At 41.8% G+C, this 18,160-nt stretch carries 17 protein-coding genes; 15 read left to right on the top strand and 2 right to left on the bottom strand.

Going from position 1 to position 18,160, the window contains the following annotated elements; translation table 11 throughout:
* On the bottom strand, nt 1-510 hold the full coding sequence (locus tag AC2TDL_RS19955) for a hypothetical protein (RefSeq protein ID WP_484697817.1): 510 nt from the start codon (nt 508-510) through the stop codon (nt 1-3).
* Nucleotides 511-637: 127 nt separating this feature from the next.
* Between AC2TDL_RS19955 and AC2TDL_RS19950 the strand changes: the two genes are divergently transcribed.
* Nucleotides 638-1,210, top strand: a complete 573-nt coding sequence (locus AC2TDL_RS19950) for a DUF309 domain-containing protein (protein ID WP_484697816.1) — start codon at nt 638-640, stop codon at nt 1,208-1,210.
* Here the strand turns inward: AC2TDL_RS19950 and AC2TDL_RS19945 are convergent.
* Entirely contained in the window at nt 1,207-1,521 is a 315-nt protein-coding gene (locus AC2TDL_RS19945) for an iron-sulfur cluster biosynthesis family protein (RefSeq protein WP_484697815.1), read from the bottom strand. The two genes, AC2TDL_RS19950 and AC2TDL_RS19945, sit on opposite strands and share 4 nt — an antisense overlap.
* 119 nt (nt 1,522-1,640) lie before the next feature.
* On the opposite strand from AC2TDL_RS19945, the gene AC2TDL_RS19940 reads away from it, so the two are divergent.
* The 14 genes from AC2TDL_RS19940 to hfq all read left to right on the top strand — a co-directional run bounded on the left by AC2TDL_RS19940 (nt 1,641) and on the right by hfq (nt 18,064).
* Nucleotides 1,641-3,140 (top strand): carboxypeptidase M32, encoded by a 1,500-nt coding sequence (locus AC2TDL_RS19940; protein ID WP_484697814.1) that lies wholly within the window; start codon nt 1,641-1,643, stop codon nt 3,138-3,140.
* 246 nt (nt 3,141-3,386) lie between these two features.
* Nucleotides 3,387-4,388: an ABC transporter substrate-binding protein gene (locus AC2TDL_RS19935; RefSeq protein ID WP_484697813.1), complete on the top strand. Its 1,002-nt coding sequence runs from the start codon at nt 3,387-3,389 to the stop codon at nt 4,386-4,388.
* A gap of 212 nt (nt 4,389-4,600) precedes the next feature.
* Nucleotides 4,601-5,389, top strand: coding sequence for an ABC transporter ATP-binding protein (locus tag AC2TDL_RS19930; RefSeq protein WP_484697811.1), 789 nt, complete (start codon nt 4,601-4,603; stop codon nt 5,387-5,389).
* A gap of 1 nt (nt 5,390) precedes the next feature.
* On the top strand, nt 5,391-6,230 hold the full coding sequence (locus tag AC2TDL_RS19925; protein WP_484697810.1) for an ABC transporter permease: 840 nt from the start codon (nt 5,391-5,393) through the stop codon (nt 6,228-6,230).
* Between the two features lie 45 nt (nt 6,231-6,275).
* Complete coding sequence (locus AC2TDL_RS19920; protein ID WP_484697808.1) at nt 6,276-7,247, top strand: aromatic acid exporter family protein; 972 nt, start codon at nt 6,276-6,278, stop codon at nt 7,245-7,247.
* Between the two features lie 236 nt (nt 7,248-7,483).
* Nucleotides 7,484-8,044: a GNAT family N-acetyltransferase gene (locus tag AC2TDL_RS19915; RefSeq protein WP_484697806.1), complete on the top strand. Its 561-nt coding sequence runs from the start codon at nt 7,484-7,486 to the stop codon at nt 8,042-8,044.
* 245 nt (nt 8,045-8,289) lie between these two features.
* Nucleotides 8,290-8,856 (top strand): outer spore coat protein CotE, encoded by a 567-nt coding sequence (locus AC2TDL_RS19910; RefSeq protein ID WP_484697804.1) that lies wholly within the window; start codon nt 8,290-8,292, stop codon nt 8,854-8,856.
* 116 nt (nt 8,857-8,972) lie between these two features.
* Nucleotides 8,973-10,493 (top strand): putative amidoligase domain-containing protein, encoded by a 1,521-nt coding sequence (locus AC2TDL_RS19905; RefSeq protein WP_484697803.1) that lies wholly within the window; start codon nt 8,973-8,975, stop codon nt 10,491-10,493.
* Nucleotides 10,494-10,677: 184 nt separating this feature from the next.
* The gene (locus tag AC2TDL_RS19900; protein ID WP_484697802.1) at nt 10,678-10,980 is read left to right on the top strand and encodes a hypothetical protein; all 303 of its coding nucleotides are present in this window, start codon (nt 10,678-10,680) and stop codon (nt 10,978-10,980) included.
* Between the two features lie 28 nt (nt 10,981-11,008).
* Nucleotides 11,009-13,864, top strand: coding sequence for a DNA mismatch repair protein MutS (gene mutS / locus AC2TDL_RS19895; protein ID WP_484697799.1), 2,856 nt, complete (start codon nt 11,009-11,011; stop codon nt 13,862-13,864).
* Nucleotides 13,865-13,892: 28 nt separating this feature from the next.
* Entirely contained in the window at nt 13,893-15,929 is a 2,037-nt protein-coding gene (gene mutL, locus AC2TDL_RS19890; protein ID WP_484697798.1) for a DNA mismatch repair endonuclease MutL, read from the top strand.
* Entirely contained in the window at nt 15,926-16,714 is a 789-nt protein-coding gene (locus AC2TDL_RS19885; protein ID WP_484697795.1) for a class I SAM-dependent methyltransferase, read from the top strand. Before mutL ends, AC2TDL_RS19885 begins: the two co-directional genes overlap by 4 nt.
* A gap of 64 nt (nt 16,715-16,778) precedes the next feature.
* Nucleotides 16,779-17,810 (top strand): tRNA (adenosine(37)-N6)-dimethylallyltransferase MiaA, encoded by a 1,032-nt coding sequence (gene miaA, locus AC2TDL_RS19880; protein WP_484697794.1) that lies wholly within the window; start codon nt 16,779-16,781, stop codon nt 17,808-17,810.
* A gap of 17 nt (nt 17,811-17,827) precedes the next feature.
* Nucleotides 17,828-18,064 carry an RNA chaperone Hfq gene (gene hfq / locus AC2TDL_RS19875; RefSeq protein WP_484697792.1) on the top strand — a complete coding sequence of 79 codons (237 nt, stop codon included), beginning with the start codon at nt 17,828-17,830 and terminating at the stop codon, nt 18,062-18,064.
* The last annotated feature ends 96 nt before the right edge of the window (nt 18,065-18,160 follow it).

Genomic DNA, 18,160 nt, shown 5'->3' with positions numbered 1-18,160 from the left:
TTAACCTCTTCCATAACGATCTTCATCATCGCGGTCGAAACGGTTGTTGCGATTATAATTGTAACCTGAAGCAGCAGGTTTTTTGCTGTTGCGCAAATATTTAAATGCTGCTGCAATAATCATAATAATCGCAACAATAGCCATTACGTTTACTAAGAACCCAAGAATTTCACCAAATGCGCCCATGCTACCGAACATGCCGCCAAATAGCAGGCCAGCTAGACCACCTAATGCCATACCTTTCAAAAATGAGCTACCGCCAAATAATCCACCAGATTTCGTAGTAGCTGTTGTTCCAGTACCGGTAGTGCTGGAATTTTTGTTTGTTGTTGTACCTGATGTAGCACCGCTATTTGATTGTTGCGTATTGGAGTCCTTCTTTTGCGTATAGCTTTGTTTGTTAGATTTAAATCCGCCTCCGCGCTTTGCTGCATCAGCACTGTCGCTGAAACCGACGCCCAATGCAAGGAATACCGTCAGTGCCAGCATGACAAAAAATCCTTTTTTCATGTAAACTTGTCCCTCCTGAATGTACTTTAAGTTTGCAATTAGGTTGCTATAGTATTTCAATACGTCTATTATAAAGGTTGGTTTCAGAATTTCATAATTTTTTTTATAAAAAAATGCAGGTGATGATGTGAATTACCCGTCTGAATATATTGAGTATTTGATACAGTTTCATACAACCAGAGATTTTTTTGAATGCCACGAGCTGCTAGAGGAGTATTGGAAAAAGCAGCTTGATGATCCGTTGGCTGATCTTTGGGTAGCAATGATACAAATTGCCGTTGGTCAGTATCATGAGCGGAGAGGTAAGCAGCGTGGTGCACTGCTAATGTACGAAGCTGCATTAAAAAAGCTTGCAAAGCATAATAGTGCACAGCTAGGACTTGAGCATAAACAGCTTGTAGAGCTACTTAATCAGCGAGTTCAATCCTGCAGTATGGCTGAAGCTTATCAGGATATAAACTTGCCATTTGAGGATAAGAAACTGCTAGCCCAATGTCAGAAGCTGGCTCAGTCGCGCGGCCTAATCTGGGGGTTAGCTAGCAGTGAAGTTGATGATAATATCATTTACCGGCATACTAGACGTGATCGCAGTGAAGTGATTGCTGCACGTTTAGCAGCTTTGCAGCAAAAGCGGCAGCAATCTGGTCAGGCTGCGATTATAAAAGCATCTACAGAGGTACCGACAAAACATGAAGATTAAGATCTCATAAATCGTAAATTGTAGGTATAAATTTGTGCCGGACTTTTTAAGATTAGCGAATGTGCCGAATAATCAATTGTCAAATGATCCTCATAATACACTTTATGGTGCGGTTCATAGTAAAAAGGCAAAGGATCCGCCTCTCCTGCTTCATCATAGCGTGAAGGTTCATCAATTAAGGTTAATGTTGGAACACCGTTATCTGCACAGCCGTTACCAGCAGTATAATGAAGAAATTTTAATTTTTTGCCGGAGGCTGCAATAATTGGTGACAAATATTCAACTGACGCAGGCGTAAATGTAATACGCATATTTTCATCAATCCTATTCTCTAGGTAATTTGTGTATAATGCATTATAATTCAATTAAGAACGCCATTACAAGGAAGATCAGCGGTTGCTGACAATTTATGATGGAGGGAAGTAGGATTATGACTGTACTTGAGCAGTTTCTTGAGATTAATAAAAAAATTAAACAATATGAAGAAGCATTGGCCGTTCTTTATTGGGATTTACGGACAGGTGCGCCGCGCAAAGGCATGGATATTCGCTCTGAAGTTATCGGAACACTTTCCTCAGAAATGTTTCGTTTATCTACCTCAGATCAGTTAGGCGACTTAATAACTAAGCTGGAAAGTGAGGAAGAGTGGGCTAAGCTAGATCCGTTAAATCGCAGACTAGTGCAAGAAACGCGTAAAGATTACGATCGCAGTGTGAAAATTCCTCCAGATCTATATCAAAAATATGTTGTTTTAACTGCGCAGGCTGAAAATAACTGGGAAGTTTGCAAAGAAAATAATGACTATGCAAGCTTTCAGCCTTATCTTGAGCAAATTATCGATCTGACCAATCAAATGATAGATTTATGGGGTGTGAAAGAGACACGCTATGACACATTGCTCGATCAATATGAACCAGGTATGACGGTTGCTCAGCTAGACCAAATTTTTGGCAGCTTACGCGATCAGCTTGTACCGCTGGCAGAGCAAATTGCAGCAAGCCCTTATCAGCCTCGGACTGATTTTCTTCAAGGTCAGTTTGACGTAGCAGCACAAAAGGATTATAGCCTGTATATTTTGCGACAAATGGGCTTTGATTTTGAAGCGGGCAGACTAGATGAAAGTGTTCATCCATTTGCAACAGGACTTAATCCACATGATGTAAGAATTACGACTAAATATTTGCTTAATGATGTAACGAGCGCATTATTTGGCACAATCCATGAAGGCGGACATGCGCTTTATGAGCAAAACATTAGTGATCAGCTTGTCGGAACAACGCTTTGTACTGGAACCTCAATGGGAATTCATGAGTCACAATCTCGCTTCTGGGAAAATGTGATTGGGCGCAGCCGTCAATTCTGGAATCGGTATTACGGTGAATTACAGAGACGTTTTCCGCAGCTAGCAAATATTGATGTCGATACATTTTATCGCGGCAATAATACCGTCAAGCCTTCATTAATTCGAATTGAGGCAGATGAACTAACATACAATTTACATATCATTATCCGCTATGAAATTGAGAAAATGATCTTTAATGAAGGGCTTAAAGCCAGTGAACTGCCACACGTATGGAATGAAAAGTATAAACAATATTTAGGGGTTGAGCCTGCAAACGATGCTGAAGGCGTGCTGCAGGATGTGCATTGGTCGAGCGGCGCATTTGGTTATTTCCCATCCTATTCCTTGGGCAATATGTATGCATCACAATTTACCCATACATTAGAGCAGCAAATGCCTGATTTATGGAAAAAGGTTGAAAAAGGTGAGCTGCTGCCGATTAAAGAATGGCTGGCAGATAAAATTTATCAATATGGTCGGATGAAATCACCATCGGAGTTAATTACAGAAATTACAAATGAGCCATTAAATCCTAATTATTTGGTGAAATATTTGAAGCAAAAATATAGCGATATATATAAACTGTAGCTACATTATTGCTACATTAAGCTAAGCTGTCTACATCCTAATTGCGGGTGTGACAGCTTTTTTTTGTTTTATTGTCACCACCTTAGTTTTTGCTGAATAAGCTATAGCACTAATAAATGGCATTTTACTTATAAGGAGAGGAAATGAGCGGAGGGATGAAGGCTAATCGTATTGTCTTGTAACGACTTTGAACATATGTCGTTTACGTTAATAATAGACTGATCTTTTTTAAGGAGGTAGAGGAAGATGAAAGCTAAAAAGGTTTGGCTGTTAATGTTAGCTGTCTTGCTAGTAAGCACCTTTAGTTTAACTGCTTGCAGCAAAGATAATAAAAAGCAAACAGTAGTAAAAATTGGAGAAGTAACTCGTTCGTTATTTTATGCGCCACAATATGTAGCCATTGAAAAAGGTTTCTTTGAAGAGGAAGGTATAAAAATTGAGCTGACTACGACACCTGGCGGGGATAAAACAATGACTGCATTGCTCTCAAATGTAATTGATGTTGCGTTAGTTGGCTCGGAAACATCCATTTATGTTACACAGCAGGGCAGCGATGATCCAGTGATTAATTTTGCTCAGCTTACACAAACAGATGGAACATTTCTTGTAGCAAGAAAACAAATTGAGAACTTTGATTGGGAATCATTAAGAGGTGCTGTCTTTTTAGGACAAAGAAAAGGCGGCATGCCGCAAATGGCTGGCGAATTTACACTGAAAAAGTATGGTATTGATCCGCATAACGATCTTGAGCTAATTCAAAATGTTGATTTTGCCAATATCGCACCTGCCTTTGCTTCAGGGACTGGTGAATATGTTCAACTCTTTGAACCTACTGCTTCTATTTTTGAGAAGGAAGGTACTGGCTATGTTGTCGCATCGTTCGGCGTTGAGAGCGGACATTTACCATATACCGTCTTTATGACAAAACAAAGCTATATTGATAAAAATAAAGAGGTTGTTCAGGGCTTTACAAATGCTGTTTACAAAGCGCAACAGTGGGTAGCAGAGCATTCACCAGCGGAAATTGCTGAAGTCGTTGCTCCTTATTTTGATAATGTTGATCGTGATATTATGGAAAGCTCAATTGCTCGCTATAAAGATCAAGGATCTTACGCTACTGATCCAATAGTTGAGCAAGCTGAGTGGAACAATTTGTTAGACATTATGGATAGCGCAGGCGAGCTAGCATCCCGCGTTGAGCATGGGGAGATTGTGAATACTGAGTTTGCAGAGCAAGCTATCAAGTAAATTAATAGGAAGTTCAAAACGCTCAAACTTGATGTCGAAGTAGTGTAGTCTAGCAAAATCGGCATCGAATCTGACTTTCATCGGGAGGCTGCGGTTCTCACGTACCATAAAAACGTACGCTGCGCTCCTCGTCTCCCTAACTTCAAGTCAGCTTCTCGGACCTGAATGCTAAGCGTTTTGAACCATTATTGTTCAGATGAGGAGAGCGATTCATGAACAAAGAAAAGGTGCTGGAGCTAACGGATTTAACCCATATTTATGTGAATGCTTCTGGTGCCCATCTCGCTGTAGATCATATAAATCTTACAGTTTATCGAGGAGAATTTATTAGTTTAGTCGGCCCCAGTGGTTGTGGCAAAACTACCATTCTCAATATGATCGCAGGATTTATTACTCCTACCTATGGGGAGTTAAAGGTGATGGGGGAGCATATTGCAGGAGCTTCATCTCGACTTGGCTACATGCAGCAGCAAGATTATTTATTTCCATGGCGCACTATTTTCCAAAACGTAAGCCTTGGTTTGGAAATTCGTAAAGATAAACAAGCTAGCAATAAAGAAAAAATATTATCTTTGCTTAACGATCTTGGTTTGGAGCATACAGCAGATAAGTATCCGCATCAACTATCTGGAGGTATGCGGCAGCGTGTTGCTTTAGCAAGAACACTCATTACCGATCCTGATCTGCTACTGCTTGATGAGCCATTTTCTGCCCTCGATTTGCATATTAAAATGCAACTTGAGGAATTAGTACAATCAACTCTAGATCGATTAGGAAAAACAGCAATACTAGTAACGCATGATTTATCAGAGGCAATTGCGATCAGTGATCGCATTGTTGTATTAGGACGAAATCCAGGACATATTCGCACAATTATGACAATCCCGCGCGAGCTAAGAAAAGCAGGACCAATTGAAGCGCGAAAACATCCCCTTTATCAGGCATGCTTCGATGAGCTATGGCATGAGCTAGAGGAAGAAATGGAAAGGGGGGAGTTGTAGCATGTCAGGAAAACGAGTAAATGAAGCCATTCGACATGAGCCGTTGCAAGTGTTGCATAAGCAGTATATGAAAAAAATGCGATTTAAAAGTTTGCTAGTTATGCTCGTTCAAGTCTTTCTATTGGCAAGTTTTATTCTAATCTGGGAATATAGCAGCAATGCTCGACTTATTGACCCGTTAATTTTTAGTACCCCTAGTAAAATTGCAAATCATCTTTATACATCATTAGCAGATGGCAGCATGCTTCCACATATTGCAATAACAGTTGGTGAAACGATTGCGGGCTTTCTATTAGGTACATTATTAGGAACATTGATTGCAGCTTTATTATGGTGGTTTCCATTTGTAGCAAGAGTTGTCGATCCTTTTTTAGTCGTGCTTAACAGTATGCCCAAAGTAGCTTTAGGTCCGCTGCTTATCGTCGGACTAGGTCCAGGCTTTGGCTCGATTGTGGCAATTACGCTGCTTGTGACCGTAATAATTACGACGATCAATATATACAATCGATTTCGCGAAACAGAGGAAGGTTTACTTAAAGTAGCCGCTCTATTTGGGGCAACACGTTGGCAAAGCTTCTATTATGTGATTTTACCTGCTGCAGTACCGGTCATTATATCAACATTAAAGGTGAATGTTGGGCTTGCCTGGATCGGGGTTATTGTTGGAGAATTTTTAGTTGCACGAATTGGATTAGGTTATTTAATTATTTACGGCTTCCAAGTGTTTAACTTTACTTTAGTGCTGTCAACTCTTGTCGTTATTGCAGTTGTAGCAACATTTATGTATCAAGGGGTTAGTTTTTTAGAAAGAAAAATTACCGCAGGCTGGAAAGATCGCTAGTGACTCAGTATACTAATGACATAATAACGACTAGGAGTTGCATCTATGGGGATACGTGTCATTAAAACAGCAATCGCTGCAATACTCGCAATCTATGTAGCTAACTACTTTCAATTAGAAAATGTTTTGGCAGCGGGCATATTAGCCATTCTTGGTGTCGAAGTAACAAGGAAAAAAGGGATTACGATGGTAATTACCCGCTTTGTTGCTTCGGCACTGGGATTGGTTTTTGCCTCGCTTATTTTTGTTTTGCTTGGTTTTTATTACTGGACGGTTGCTATTTTTATATTAATTTCTTTTCCGATTCTATCGCGTTTTCAGCTTAAAGAAGGCATTGTCACAAGCTGTGTTATTGTGTTTCATCTTTATGGAGCTGGTGTCGTTACCCCTGCACTTATATGGAATGAGATTTGCTTATTATTGGTTGGTCTTGGTGCGGCAACACTCATTAATATGCTGTACATGCCTAAACATGACCGTCAAATTCAAAATTTAAGAGAAACGATCGAGTTAAAGTATTATCAAATTTTGTACAAGCTGGCAATGACATTGCGTGATCCGAGCTATGTTTGGAGTGGGTCAGAATTACTAGAAGCAGAGGCTGCCATAAAAGAAGGCTTGATGGTATCATCACGAAATAAAGAGAATCGCTTCTGGGAGGAACAGGAATATTGGTCGATCTACTTTACGATGCGAGGGCAACAACTCGATGTAATTACCGATATGATGGAAATGGTCGCATACATACATGGTAAATTAGAGCATAATGAACGGATTGCTGAGCTGTTGGAGCAACTAGCTCAAGATACTCGCTCAGAGGTATATGTTGGTCAAGTGAGGACGAAGCTGCAGCAGCTTAAGGAGCAATTTCGTTCAATGGAGCTCCCTAAAACGCGCGATGAATTTGAAATTCGTGCGACGTTGCTGATGTTGATGCATGAGGTGGGGAGGTATTTGGAGATAGCAGAAAAATTTAAACGTAAAAAAGAAGAGGACATTCAAAATGTTGGAGCTTGATTGCGAAGAAAAACGATGAAGCTAATTCGGCGTCGCATCTCGAACGTTACAAGCTCGCTCGGATGCTCACGTACTACTAATGTACGCTGCGCTCCTCGCTCTCTTGTAAATGTTCGACCTGCTAGGCACTGAACCCCCAACATTTTGAACCACAATTGAAGAGGACGTTCAAAATGTTGGAGCTTGATTGCGAAGAAAAACGATGAAGCTAATTCGGCGTCGCATCTCGAACGTTAATGGAGGCAAGTTTAATGATTATAGAAACAGATAGATTAGTTTTGCGAGAAATGGCGGAGGGTGATTTTGCAGCGCTGTATGCTGTGCTTGCAGATGCTGAAAATATGAAGCATTATCCTTTCCCGCTTGACGAGAATAACGTAAGAGCATGGATTAGCAGAAACATTGAAAGATATAAAGTTTTCGGGTTTGGCTTGTGGGCAGTTGTCTTAAAAGAAACTGGAGAAGTGATCGGCGATTGCGGTCTTACAATGCAACTGATCGCCAATCAGATTAAGCCTGAAATAGGCTATCATATTCGAAAAGACTGTCAACGCAAAGGATATGCAAGTGAGGCGGCAAAGGCAGTCAGAGACTGGACATTTAACAATACGACATTTAATTTTATCTATTCATATATGAAACATACGAATATTCCATCCGCTCGCACAGCGATCGCCTATGGTTGCTGTCTAGTAGATGAGTATCACGATAAGACGAATGAAATTACTAAAGTTTATGCTATTAGTCGGGCGGAGTGGGAAAAGGCTAATATCTCTCCCAAAAAATCGTCACAATAACAAGAAAAGAGCTTATTCTGTAACACATTTCTGATGATGTGTCATAGATTAAGCTCTTTTTTCATATGATGGAATTAACATGTAGAAGGAGCTTCGGGTCGAATTAGGATGGGCGTTGATGTAGGCTGAACTCCGTCTTACATAATTTTGAGAAAAATAGTTTAAATTTGTAGGACTACACTAATCAACAAACGCCTAGCACTTGCATACACTTAATTGAATGATTGTATGGAGGAGGTTAAGTCATGACCAAAGGAAATAAACAGCTACGCTGCAGAGAAATTATTACGAAGGCTGTTTGCGGGAAAGGTCGTAAGTTCAGCACATCAACTCATACTGTTACACCACCGCATCGACCTACGAGTATTCTCGGCGCATGGGTAATAAACACAAAGTATGAAGCAGTCAAATCAAGTAATGGGGTTGAAGTTATTGGTACTTACGACATTAATATTTGGTATTCCTACAACAATAACTCTCAAACAGATGTAGCTAAAGAAAGCGTACAATTTGTAGAAAATGTGCCTTTATATTATTTGGATCCAAAACATCGTGCTTCTACAACAGAAGTGTTTGCAGAATCAGTGACAGAACCAAATTGTATTGAAGCGAATATTTCTAGTAACGGTAATTCCGTTGTTGTTCGCGTTGAACGCGAATTTGCTGTAGAAATGATCGCTGAAACTAAGGTTTCTGTTGCTGTTGTGCCAGGCGGATGTACTGATTATGACGGCAAGCTTTTTGATCAAATTGATGAAACAGATGATGAAGAATTTGATGACCTCGATGATTTGCTCGACGAGGACATTTAGTAAGCGCACATTATCATATGCCGATTAAAGGTAAATTTGAGGGCGGAAGCCCTCTTTGTTTTTATTTGGACATTCACCTATCGCTTATATGTATTTTGGAGGTGACGCTTTCTAGTATGGATAGAACAATCTGGATAAGCATAAAACAAGGTGAAATGCTGCAAGGCATACATGATCTTGCAGACTTATTTATGGAGATTGGGAAAAAAGAGACGCAGCAGCCCAATAAAGAGCGTAGTGAAACTAAAAATAACGCGGTGATTGGGGCAAAAGAGCCGGATCCAAATGCAACAAAAAGCAACAATCAACCTGCAGCGCCTATCGTGTATTTGCAGCACGATTCTCAACGTTATCAGCTTCAGCAGGAGCGGATTAATGCGGGGCTTCAAATGTACCGAGCCTATACGCAAAGCGAGATGGAGCAGCGCTGGAACATGTATAGATTACGGACAGATAAACAGCTCGAGGACGAACGTCTATATTTCGTGCAATGTATCGATTTGGTTATGCTTTGCATCTGCAGAGTGGATGCTCAATTAAAGCCGCTTAGCAATACTTATGTTGTTGAGCGAGATGAACAAGGTGAAATTATTTCGAGCAATAAGGAACTTTCTGAGCAAGTATTACGTTCTATAGAAATAGCGGCAACTCGAGCTTTATATGCGTTATGGCTAGATATTGGTTCAGTACTTGTTGCTGTAAGCGGAATGGGCAGCGTAGCCATTCGAAAAGCATGGTCGATTGAACAAACCGATTTGCCATTTGAGCGTGATGCATTAAGAGCTGCGTTAAATCAATGGCTCCAGAAGTGGCAAGCTGATGATACGGGGCAAAGGATGCTGCTTGGTGCTGATCCTGAAATGATCTTTGTTGATAAGCAGAATAAATTAGTTAAGGCATCTGACTTGCTGCTTGAGTTTAGCAGCGCAGAAATAGGGATAGATGCGCTACAGTATCGCGGTCATATTATTTACCCAATCGCTGAATTACGACCGTTTCCTGTTAATCATCCGACTAAGTTGTTAAATAGTCTATACCGTTTATTAAAAGAGCTAAATGAGCTAGTGGAGGATCAGAATGTAACGATTTTAGCTGGGGCAATGCCCTATAAAGGAATTGCTTTAGGAGGGCATTTGCATATTAGCGGAGTGACGCTTACGCCGAGATTGCTTCGCTTGCTTGATGTGATGCTCGCTTTGCCATTTGCTGCATTGTCTGACGACCGAGGCAGCTTAAGAAATCGCAAATATGGTAGCTTAGGTGATTATCGCAAGCAATTTCATGGCGGCTTTGAGTATCGCACCTTGCCTAGCTGGCTTCTATCCCCGGCATTAGCTCAAGCAGCTATTTATACGTTTTGGTTGACCGTACAGGAGCGACAAGCTTTAGCGGAACATATTACGAATCAACCGGAGGGCTATGAGTTAGAAAAGATCATTTTAACTTGCGAACAGGGAACGCGTGAAGAGCGATATAAGGCAGCAGAAGCTAGCATTGCAATGCTTATGAAGGTTTCCTCCGATGCTGGCCTTACGGAGCGTTTACAGCCGTTGATGCGTGCGCTGCAAAATCGCAGCACTTGGGATGAATCAGTGGATATTCGCACTCGTTGGAAGTTGTTAGCGTCTACTCAATAGTCCATCTTGAATGAAGCTTTTTCTCTGTTTGAAATGCTTTGTGCGGCACGGTACATTATGGATCTGAAAATAACTATTTATTACCATAGACTACTCTACCACTACTTCTCGTGTTAAAATAATAGAATGTAATTATTCATTCAACTATTTATTCTTTAAATCATGTAAGCTGGAGGGCGTTACGTTGACCATACATATGTTGAATCAGGAACAGCTTCCATCCGAGGTGACGCTTTCTTTCTATGAACCTTTAGAAGGTAGCGAGTTGGAACTGAAGATAAATATGCTGTATAACGCAAGCTGCATGTTTGCTGTTGCTAGTAATTTACAGGCAATAACCTTTGTTTTTAATAAGCGTGAAATTTGCTTAAAGCGCAAAGTGTTAGAGCAATGGTATGGCTGTTCACTTACGAATGAGTTTACGGAAAAGACAATTATGAAAAAAATAGAAAAAATCGTTGTAGCGGGAAATGAGCTTCCGCTTTAGGAATTGAAGAACGAAAAGAGGGAATGCAGTGGCAGGCTACACACCAATGATACAGCAATATTTGGAAATTAAGAAAGGGGTTCAGGATGCCTTTCTTTTTTTTCGACTAGGCGATTTTTATGAAATGTTTTTTGATGATGCGATTCTTGCTGCTCGAGAATTAGAAATAACATTAACTGGACGCGATGGCGGGGGAACCGAACGAATTCCGATGTGCGGAGTTCCTTATCATGCGGCAGAAAACTATATCGCGCGTCTTATCGAAAAGGGATATAAGGTTGCAATATGCGAACAGGTAGAAGATCCAGCGCAGGCAAAAGGTGTTGTGCGACGTGAGATCGTCAGAATGGTTACACCAGGTACTGTGATGGAGGAAAAAACACTAAGCGGCAAAGGAAATAACTTTATCGGGGCCGTTGTCAGTGAGCAAGGTGTCTACGGCGTAGCGTGCAGTGATTTGTCGACTGGTGAATTATATGTAACTTCATTGCCTGGCTCAATTGGCACATTGCTTGATGAGATTAATATTTACAGTCCTGCAGAGCTTGTTGGCGATAAGGATGTTTTACAGCAGTTAAAGGATGCCAGCAATTGGTCGCGCAATGTGCCGCTGACTAGCTGGGATGCTTGCGAGGAGAGTGTGTTAACTGAGCAATTTTCTCCAGAGCAGCTAAACGGCTTACAAGGCGTTCGACGTCGTGCGGTGAAAGTGCTGCTAGGCTATTTGGCTCATACGCAAAAGCGCGGGCTTAAGCATCTTACGATTTTAACTAGCTATGAGCCTCAGCAGTTTATGATTCTTGATTATTATACACGTAGAAACCTTGAACTTACGGAAACTGTACGCGATCGCAGTAAAAAGGGTTCTTTGCTATGGCTATTAGATCGCACGCAAACGGCGATGGGTTCCCGTTTATTAAGACGCTGGATTGATAAGCCGCTGCTAAGCTTAAAGGAAATTGAAAGAAGACATAACGCAGTAGAAGCGCTATATAAAAACATGATTTTGCGTGAAGATCTGCGTGCTGAGCTGAAGCCAATCTATGATTTGGAACGCTTAGTTGGTCGAATAGCTTATGGTAATGCTAATGCGAAAGATCTTCATGCTCTTAAACTGTCGCTACGCAGAGTACCGCCAGTTGTTCAGCTAATTTTAGAGTCGGGTAATTCTGAGTTAGTATCTTTAGTTCAGTCGCTTGATGTCTGTGAGGACATTGCTGATACGATTGATACGGTGCTTGTAGACGATCCGCCATTGTCCTTGCGTGAAGGCGGATTAATTCGTCCAGGCTATGACGCTTATTTGGACCAACTGCGTGAAGCGAGCAGCAACGGTAAGAAATGGCTAGCTGATTTGGAAAATCGCGAGCGTGAAGCAACAGGCATTAAAAGTTTAAAAATCGGCTATAACAAAGTATTTGGCTATTATTTAGAGGTGTCGAAGGCGAATATTGGTAGCTTGCCAGAAGGCAGATATGAGCGGAAACAAACGTTAGCTAATGCAGAACGCTATGTGACGCCAGAGCTAAAGGAAAAGGAAAGACTTATTCTTGAAGCTGAAGAAAAAATGGTTGATTTGGAATATAGCCGTTTTCTTGAGTTAAGAGAGCATTTGCTGACTCATTTAACACGGTTGCAAAAGCTTGCTGCAGTAATCGCTGAGCTAGATGTGTATCAAAGTCTTGCAGTGGTAAGCAGCGAGCAACGGTTTGTTAAGCCAAATATGACCGAAGGGTATGATTTAATTATTGAGGAAGGCAGACATCCAGTGGTAGAAGTGATGATGGATGGCACGCCGTTTATTGCAAATGGCACTTCATTGACGGCAAATGAGCACTCAATTCTACTTATTACAGGTCCTAATATGGCTGGTAAAAGCACCTATATGCGTCAGGTCGCATTAATTATTATTATGGCGCAAATTGGCTGCTTTGTGCCCGCACAGGCTGCCACAATTCCGTTAACGGATCGCATTTTTACTCGTATTGGCGCTGCTGATGATTTAATTGGCGGGCAAAGTACTTTTATGGTGGAAATGAAAGATATTCAAATTATGACTGAGCATGCTACACCGAGCAGTCTCGTTATTATTGATGAGCTTGGTCGCGGTACGTCCACTGCGGAAGGAATGGCGATCGCACAGGCTGTTATTGAATATGTGCATGGCAATATTGGCTGTAAGGCACTTGTATCAACGCATTTCCATGAGCTGGCACATTTATCTGAATCGTTACCGAGCTTAACAAATGCTCGGATGGCAGTTGAGGAAAGTGGTGATCAGGTAACATTTTTACGTAAGCTTGTTCCTGGTGCTGCGGATACGAGCTATGGTATTTATTGCGCTCAACTTGCAGGGTTGCCAGCAGAAATCATTTCTAGAGCATATGCGCTGCTTGAGGAAGATATGAATGAGCAGCGGAAAACGAGTGGACAAGCTGTTAAGGGCAGCGCTGATGGTAATAGCTCAGTTAAACGTGAGGAAACTGCAGCAACGACTAAAATAGCTGAGGACGAGGAAGAGTTTGACCTGCCGTTTGATCTTGGCGAACGTACTGTAAAAGTTAGTGCTGCTATATCTCCTGCTGCCCATCATGCAGCGCAACAGGCGCTATCACTTTCTCAAACGGGGCAAAACGACAAGGATAATTTAGTTGCTCCGATAGAGCGAGATAATAAACCTGAACGTGCTCATGAAGCTGCGAAAGATTTAGCAGGAGAAGTTGTTCAGCTATCGATCTTTGATGAACCAGCTCCGCCAGTTAAGCCTAAACTAAACGCTGCTGAGGAACAAGTAATTAAGTCGCTTAAAACCGCAGATTTGTTTAATATGACACCGATGCAGGCGATGAATTTACTAAATGAATTAAAGTTAAAGCTGCGCTAGTGCGGCAATGAGGAAAGGAGGATAAGCTATGGCAAGAATAAAACTGCTTGACGAGCAATTGGCAAACCAAATCGCCGCAGGTGAGGTGGTGGAGCGTCCCTCCTCGGTTGTAAAAGAGTTGGTGGAAAACTCCATCGATGCAGGAAGCACGACAATTGACGTAACGATCGAAGAGGGAGGATTATCCTATATTCGAGTTGTCGATAATGGTGATGGAATAGAACAGGAGGATATGCTTACTGCCTTTGAACGTCATGCAACAAGTAAAATTGCCAGCAGCAGTGACTTGTTTCGCATTGCTAGTCTAGGGTTTCGCGGTGAAGCATTGCCTAGTATAGCTGCCGTAGCTAAGGTGGAATGTATCTCCTCTGTTGATCAGAGTGGCCTTGCGCGGCGTATTGTGATTGAAGGCGGAAAGCTGACCGCTGACGAGCCGTATAATGCTCCGAAAGGGACAAGCATTACTGTTCGTGACTTGTTTTATAACACTCCTGCACGATTGAAATATATGAAAACTGTGCAGACAGAGCTAGGTCATATATCGGACTATATTAATCGTATTGCGCTTGCTCATCCAGGAATTGCAATTACGCTTAAGCATAATGGAAATGTGTTGCTGCGTACTCTTGGCAGCGGGGATCGCTTGCAAGTAATTGCAGCGATCTATGGTACAAGTGCTGCTAAAATGATGCTGCCTATCGACGCCTCAGATCCAGACTATGAGATTATTGGCTATATTTCTAAGCCTGAGCTGACGCGTGCCAATCGCAATGGGATTACGATTATTGTCAATGGCCGTTATATTAAAAGTATTGCCTGCAATACGGCTTTAACGGAAGGTTATCATACGCTGTTGCCGATTCATCGCTTTCCGCTTGCTGTATTAGAAATTCAAATGCATCCTGCCCTGCTTGATGTCAACGTCCATCCTTCCAAACTGGAGGTGCGGTTTAGTAAAGAGCAGGAGCTAAAAGCACTAATCGAACAAGCAGTGCGCGCAAAATTAGGCAATCTTCGTTATACACCCGGTATTGAAACTTTAAAGAAACGTGAGCGTGCAGGGGCAGAAGTTGTGCAAGGAACGATTTCGTTTCATGTAGCTGATGAAACAAACAGCAACTATGACGTAACTGGGGCAAAAGCCATTAATCCAGCAGGCAAAGCAGCTACTGGTCAATGGAATGCAGGCGGCAATCGTTACCCAGCGGGCAGTTTTCCTTCAAGTAACAGCTTTAGTTCTAGTAGCGCTAGCAGCTACAATTCAGCAAATTTAGGATCTAGCAGCAGAGAGCGTATTCCAACGGATGCAGCAGAACGCTTGTATAGAAAAGCAAATGAAACTCCACCTGTCGAGAGCAGAGAGGAAGTCGCTGCTAACATAAGCTTCGATTCAAGTGAAACAGCTGGGCTGCAACCCCCTTATTCAGAGCAAGCAAATGAATATGCTGAACAGACAGAAGCTACAGAAGGACAGCGACAATTTCCTGAGCTGCACTGGATTGGACAGCATCATGGAACATACATTATTGCTCAAGCTGAAGACGGTCTATACTTAATTGACCAGCATGCTGCTCACGAACGGATTAACTATGAATATTATCTTGTAAAATTCGGTCAGCCGCAGGATGCTAGTCAGCAGCTATTAGTGCCGTTAACGATGGAATTTACACCAGGGGATGCTGCAAGCTTAAAGGATTTGCTGCCTTATTTGGAGCAGACAGGAGTCTACATGGAGCCTTTCGGTCAGCAAACCTATCTTGTGCGCGCCTATCCTGAATGGTTGCCAAAAGGTAAGGAAGCAGAGATTATCGATGAAATGGTGCAATATGTGCTTGAACAGCGTAAGCGAATAGACCTGATGAAATTCCGCGAGGAAGCGGCAATTATGTGCTCTTGTAAGGCGTCGATTAAAGCCAATGACCGAATGACACGTGAAGAAGGGGAAGGATTGTTAAAGCGGCTTGCAGCCTGCAAACAACCTTATACTTGTCCACACGGTCGACCGATTATCGTACATCTTACAAAATATGATCTCGAAAAAATGTTTAAGCGGGTGATGTCTTGATTGTTGTTACAACCTCGCAGTTTCCTGATGTAGAGCTGTTAAATTATGGGAGGTCACTAGCCGAAGAGCTTGGTGTACCGCTTGTTGAACGCAGACAAATGAGTGTTAAAAAGCTGTTTGAGCGCACGCGCGCTTCTGCTATGCTTGTTGTTACAGAGCAGGAACTGCGTTTATATACACCGCCTAATTTAGATAAGCCGCTTGTTTATCATCCAAGTATGGCACTTGTTAAGCTGAAAGGTATGCTGCGCGGCATCAAAGAACATCTGCTTGAGTTAACTGACTGTCAAGAGGGCGACGTTGTGCTAGACTGTACAGCAGGCTTATGCAGTGATAGCTTGGTGTTTTCAATGGGAGTAGGTGCGGCTGGCAAAGTTATTGCTTTAGAGAGCCAGCAGCTCCTTTATTTAGTCGTTCGAGAAGGATTAAAGCATTATAAGGTTGATATTCCGCAAATTGAGCAAGCAATGCGGCGAATTGAGCTTATTCATGCTCATCACGCTCAATATATAGCATCACTTGCTGATAATAGCGTTGATATTGTATACTTTGATCCAATGTTTCGTCAGCCTGTTTATGAATCCAGCGCAATCGGAGCGATTCGGGGAATTGCCAATCATGAAGCATTGTCATTAGAAACGATAGAACACGCGAAGCGGGTTGCTCGCAAATGTGTAGTGCTTAAAGAGCATAGCGGCAGTAGTGAATTTGAACGGCTTGGCTTCGCAAGATGCGACAGCGGGCGTGCTGAGCGTGTTTCCTATGGAAAAATAGAGCTAGCTTAATTACATATATTTCGTACCAGTGTGCCTGAGTGTAACATTTGAAATTAATTTATTTGGGCTAGCCATGGAGGAAGTGAGACAAATTTTCGCTGAACAACGTAATGTGATTGATTCATTAAACAAGCCTCCTCTCTTAGTGCTTGTTGGTCCGACGGCTGTAGGAAAGACGGCACTTAGTATAGATTTAGCTAAGCGTTACAATGCAGAAATCATTTCCGGCGATTCGATGCAAGTGTACCGTGGTATGGATATCGGTACTGCAAAAATTAAAGAAGAAGAGCGTGACGGGATCGTGCATCACCTCATCGACATTTGTGATCCAGAGGAAGCTTTTTCAGCAGCAGATTTTCAGTTGCGTGCGAAGGAGCTTATCAAGGATATTACTGCAAGAGGAAAGCTTCCCTTTGTCGTAGGAGGCACTGGATTATACATTGAATCGTTATGTTATGAATTTCAATTTAGCGATCAAGGATCGGATGAGTCGTTTCGTAAAGAGATGGAAGCTTACGCGAAAGAGTATGGAAATGAGGCGTTGCATCAAAAACTAGCTGCAGTCGATCCGAAGACTGCGGAGAAATTGCATATGAACGATATTCGTCGCGTAATACGTGCACTAGAGGTTTATCATTTAACAGGACAACCGTTTAGTGAGCAGCAACAAGGTCAAAAGCGCGGGCAGCAGAAGCAAAGTCCATATAATCTAGTTATTTTAGGCTTGACGCGTGATCGTGCTAAGTTATATGCTCGTATTGAAGAACGAATAGATGCGATGCTTGAGGAAGGGTTAGTAGATGAGGTGAAGGAGCTACTAGCTAGAGATCTTCCGCTGAATGCAGTGCCAAGACAGGCATTAGGCTACAAAGAGATTATTGCTTATCTTGAAGGTGAATGCAGCTTTGAGCAAGCAGTAGAGCTGCTTAAAAGAGATACGCGACGCTTTGCAAAACGTCAGCTATCTTGGTTTAGACATATGCAAGATCTTCATTGGATTGACATGGATCAAAATTATGAGGAGATTTTAGACTCTATTCATGCTATAATAGCAGGAAAGTTTCAAGGTCATCTTGAATATATTACTAATCAATCTTTTAAGTAGACGGGGGTAACGTCCAAATGAATAAACCTATCAATATTCAAGATACATTTTTGAATCAGTTGCGCAAGGATCAAATTCAAGTTACCGTATTTTTAATGAATGGTTTTCAAATTCGTGGCTTGATTAAAGCATTTGATAATTTTACGATAATTATCGAGGTAGAAGGCCGTCAACAAATGGTCTATAAGCATGCGATCTCTACATTCGTACCGCAGCGCAATGTGACATTAATGCAGCAAGAGTTAGGGCAATAAGCAGATTATTAAAGCTGAATGCTACATATGCTAGCAAATTTGCAACTTTTTTAATTTTGTTTCGTCTATGTAAATAGCGGCGTGCAGGAGCAACCC

It is taken from the genome of Paenibacillus sp. plas6 (genome assembly GCF_057221655.1).
Note: the sequence above shows the minus strand (reverse complement) of the source record. Positions and strands in the feature narration are given on the sequence as shown.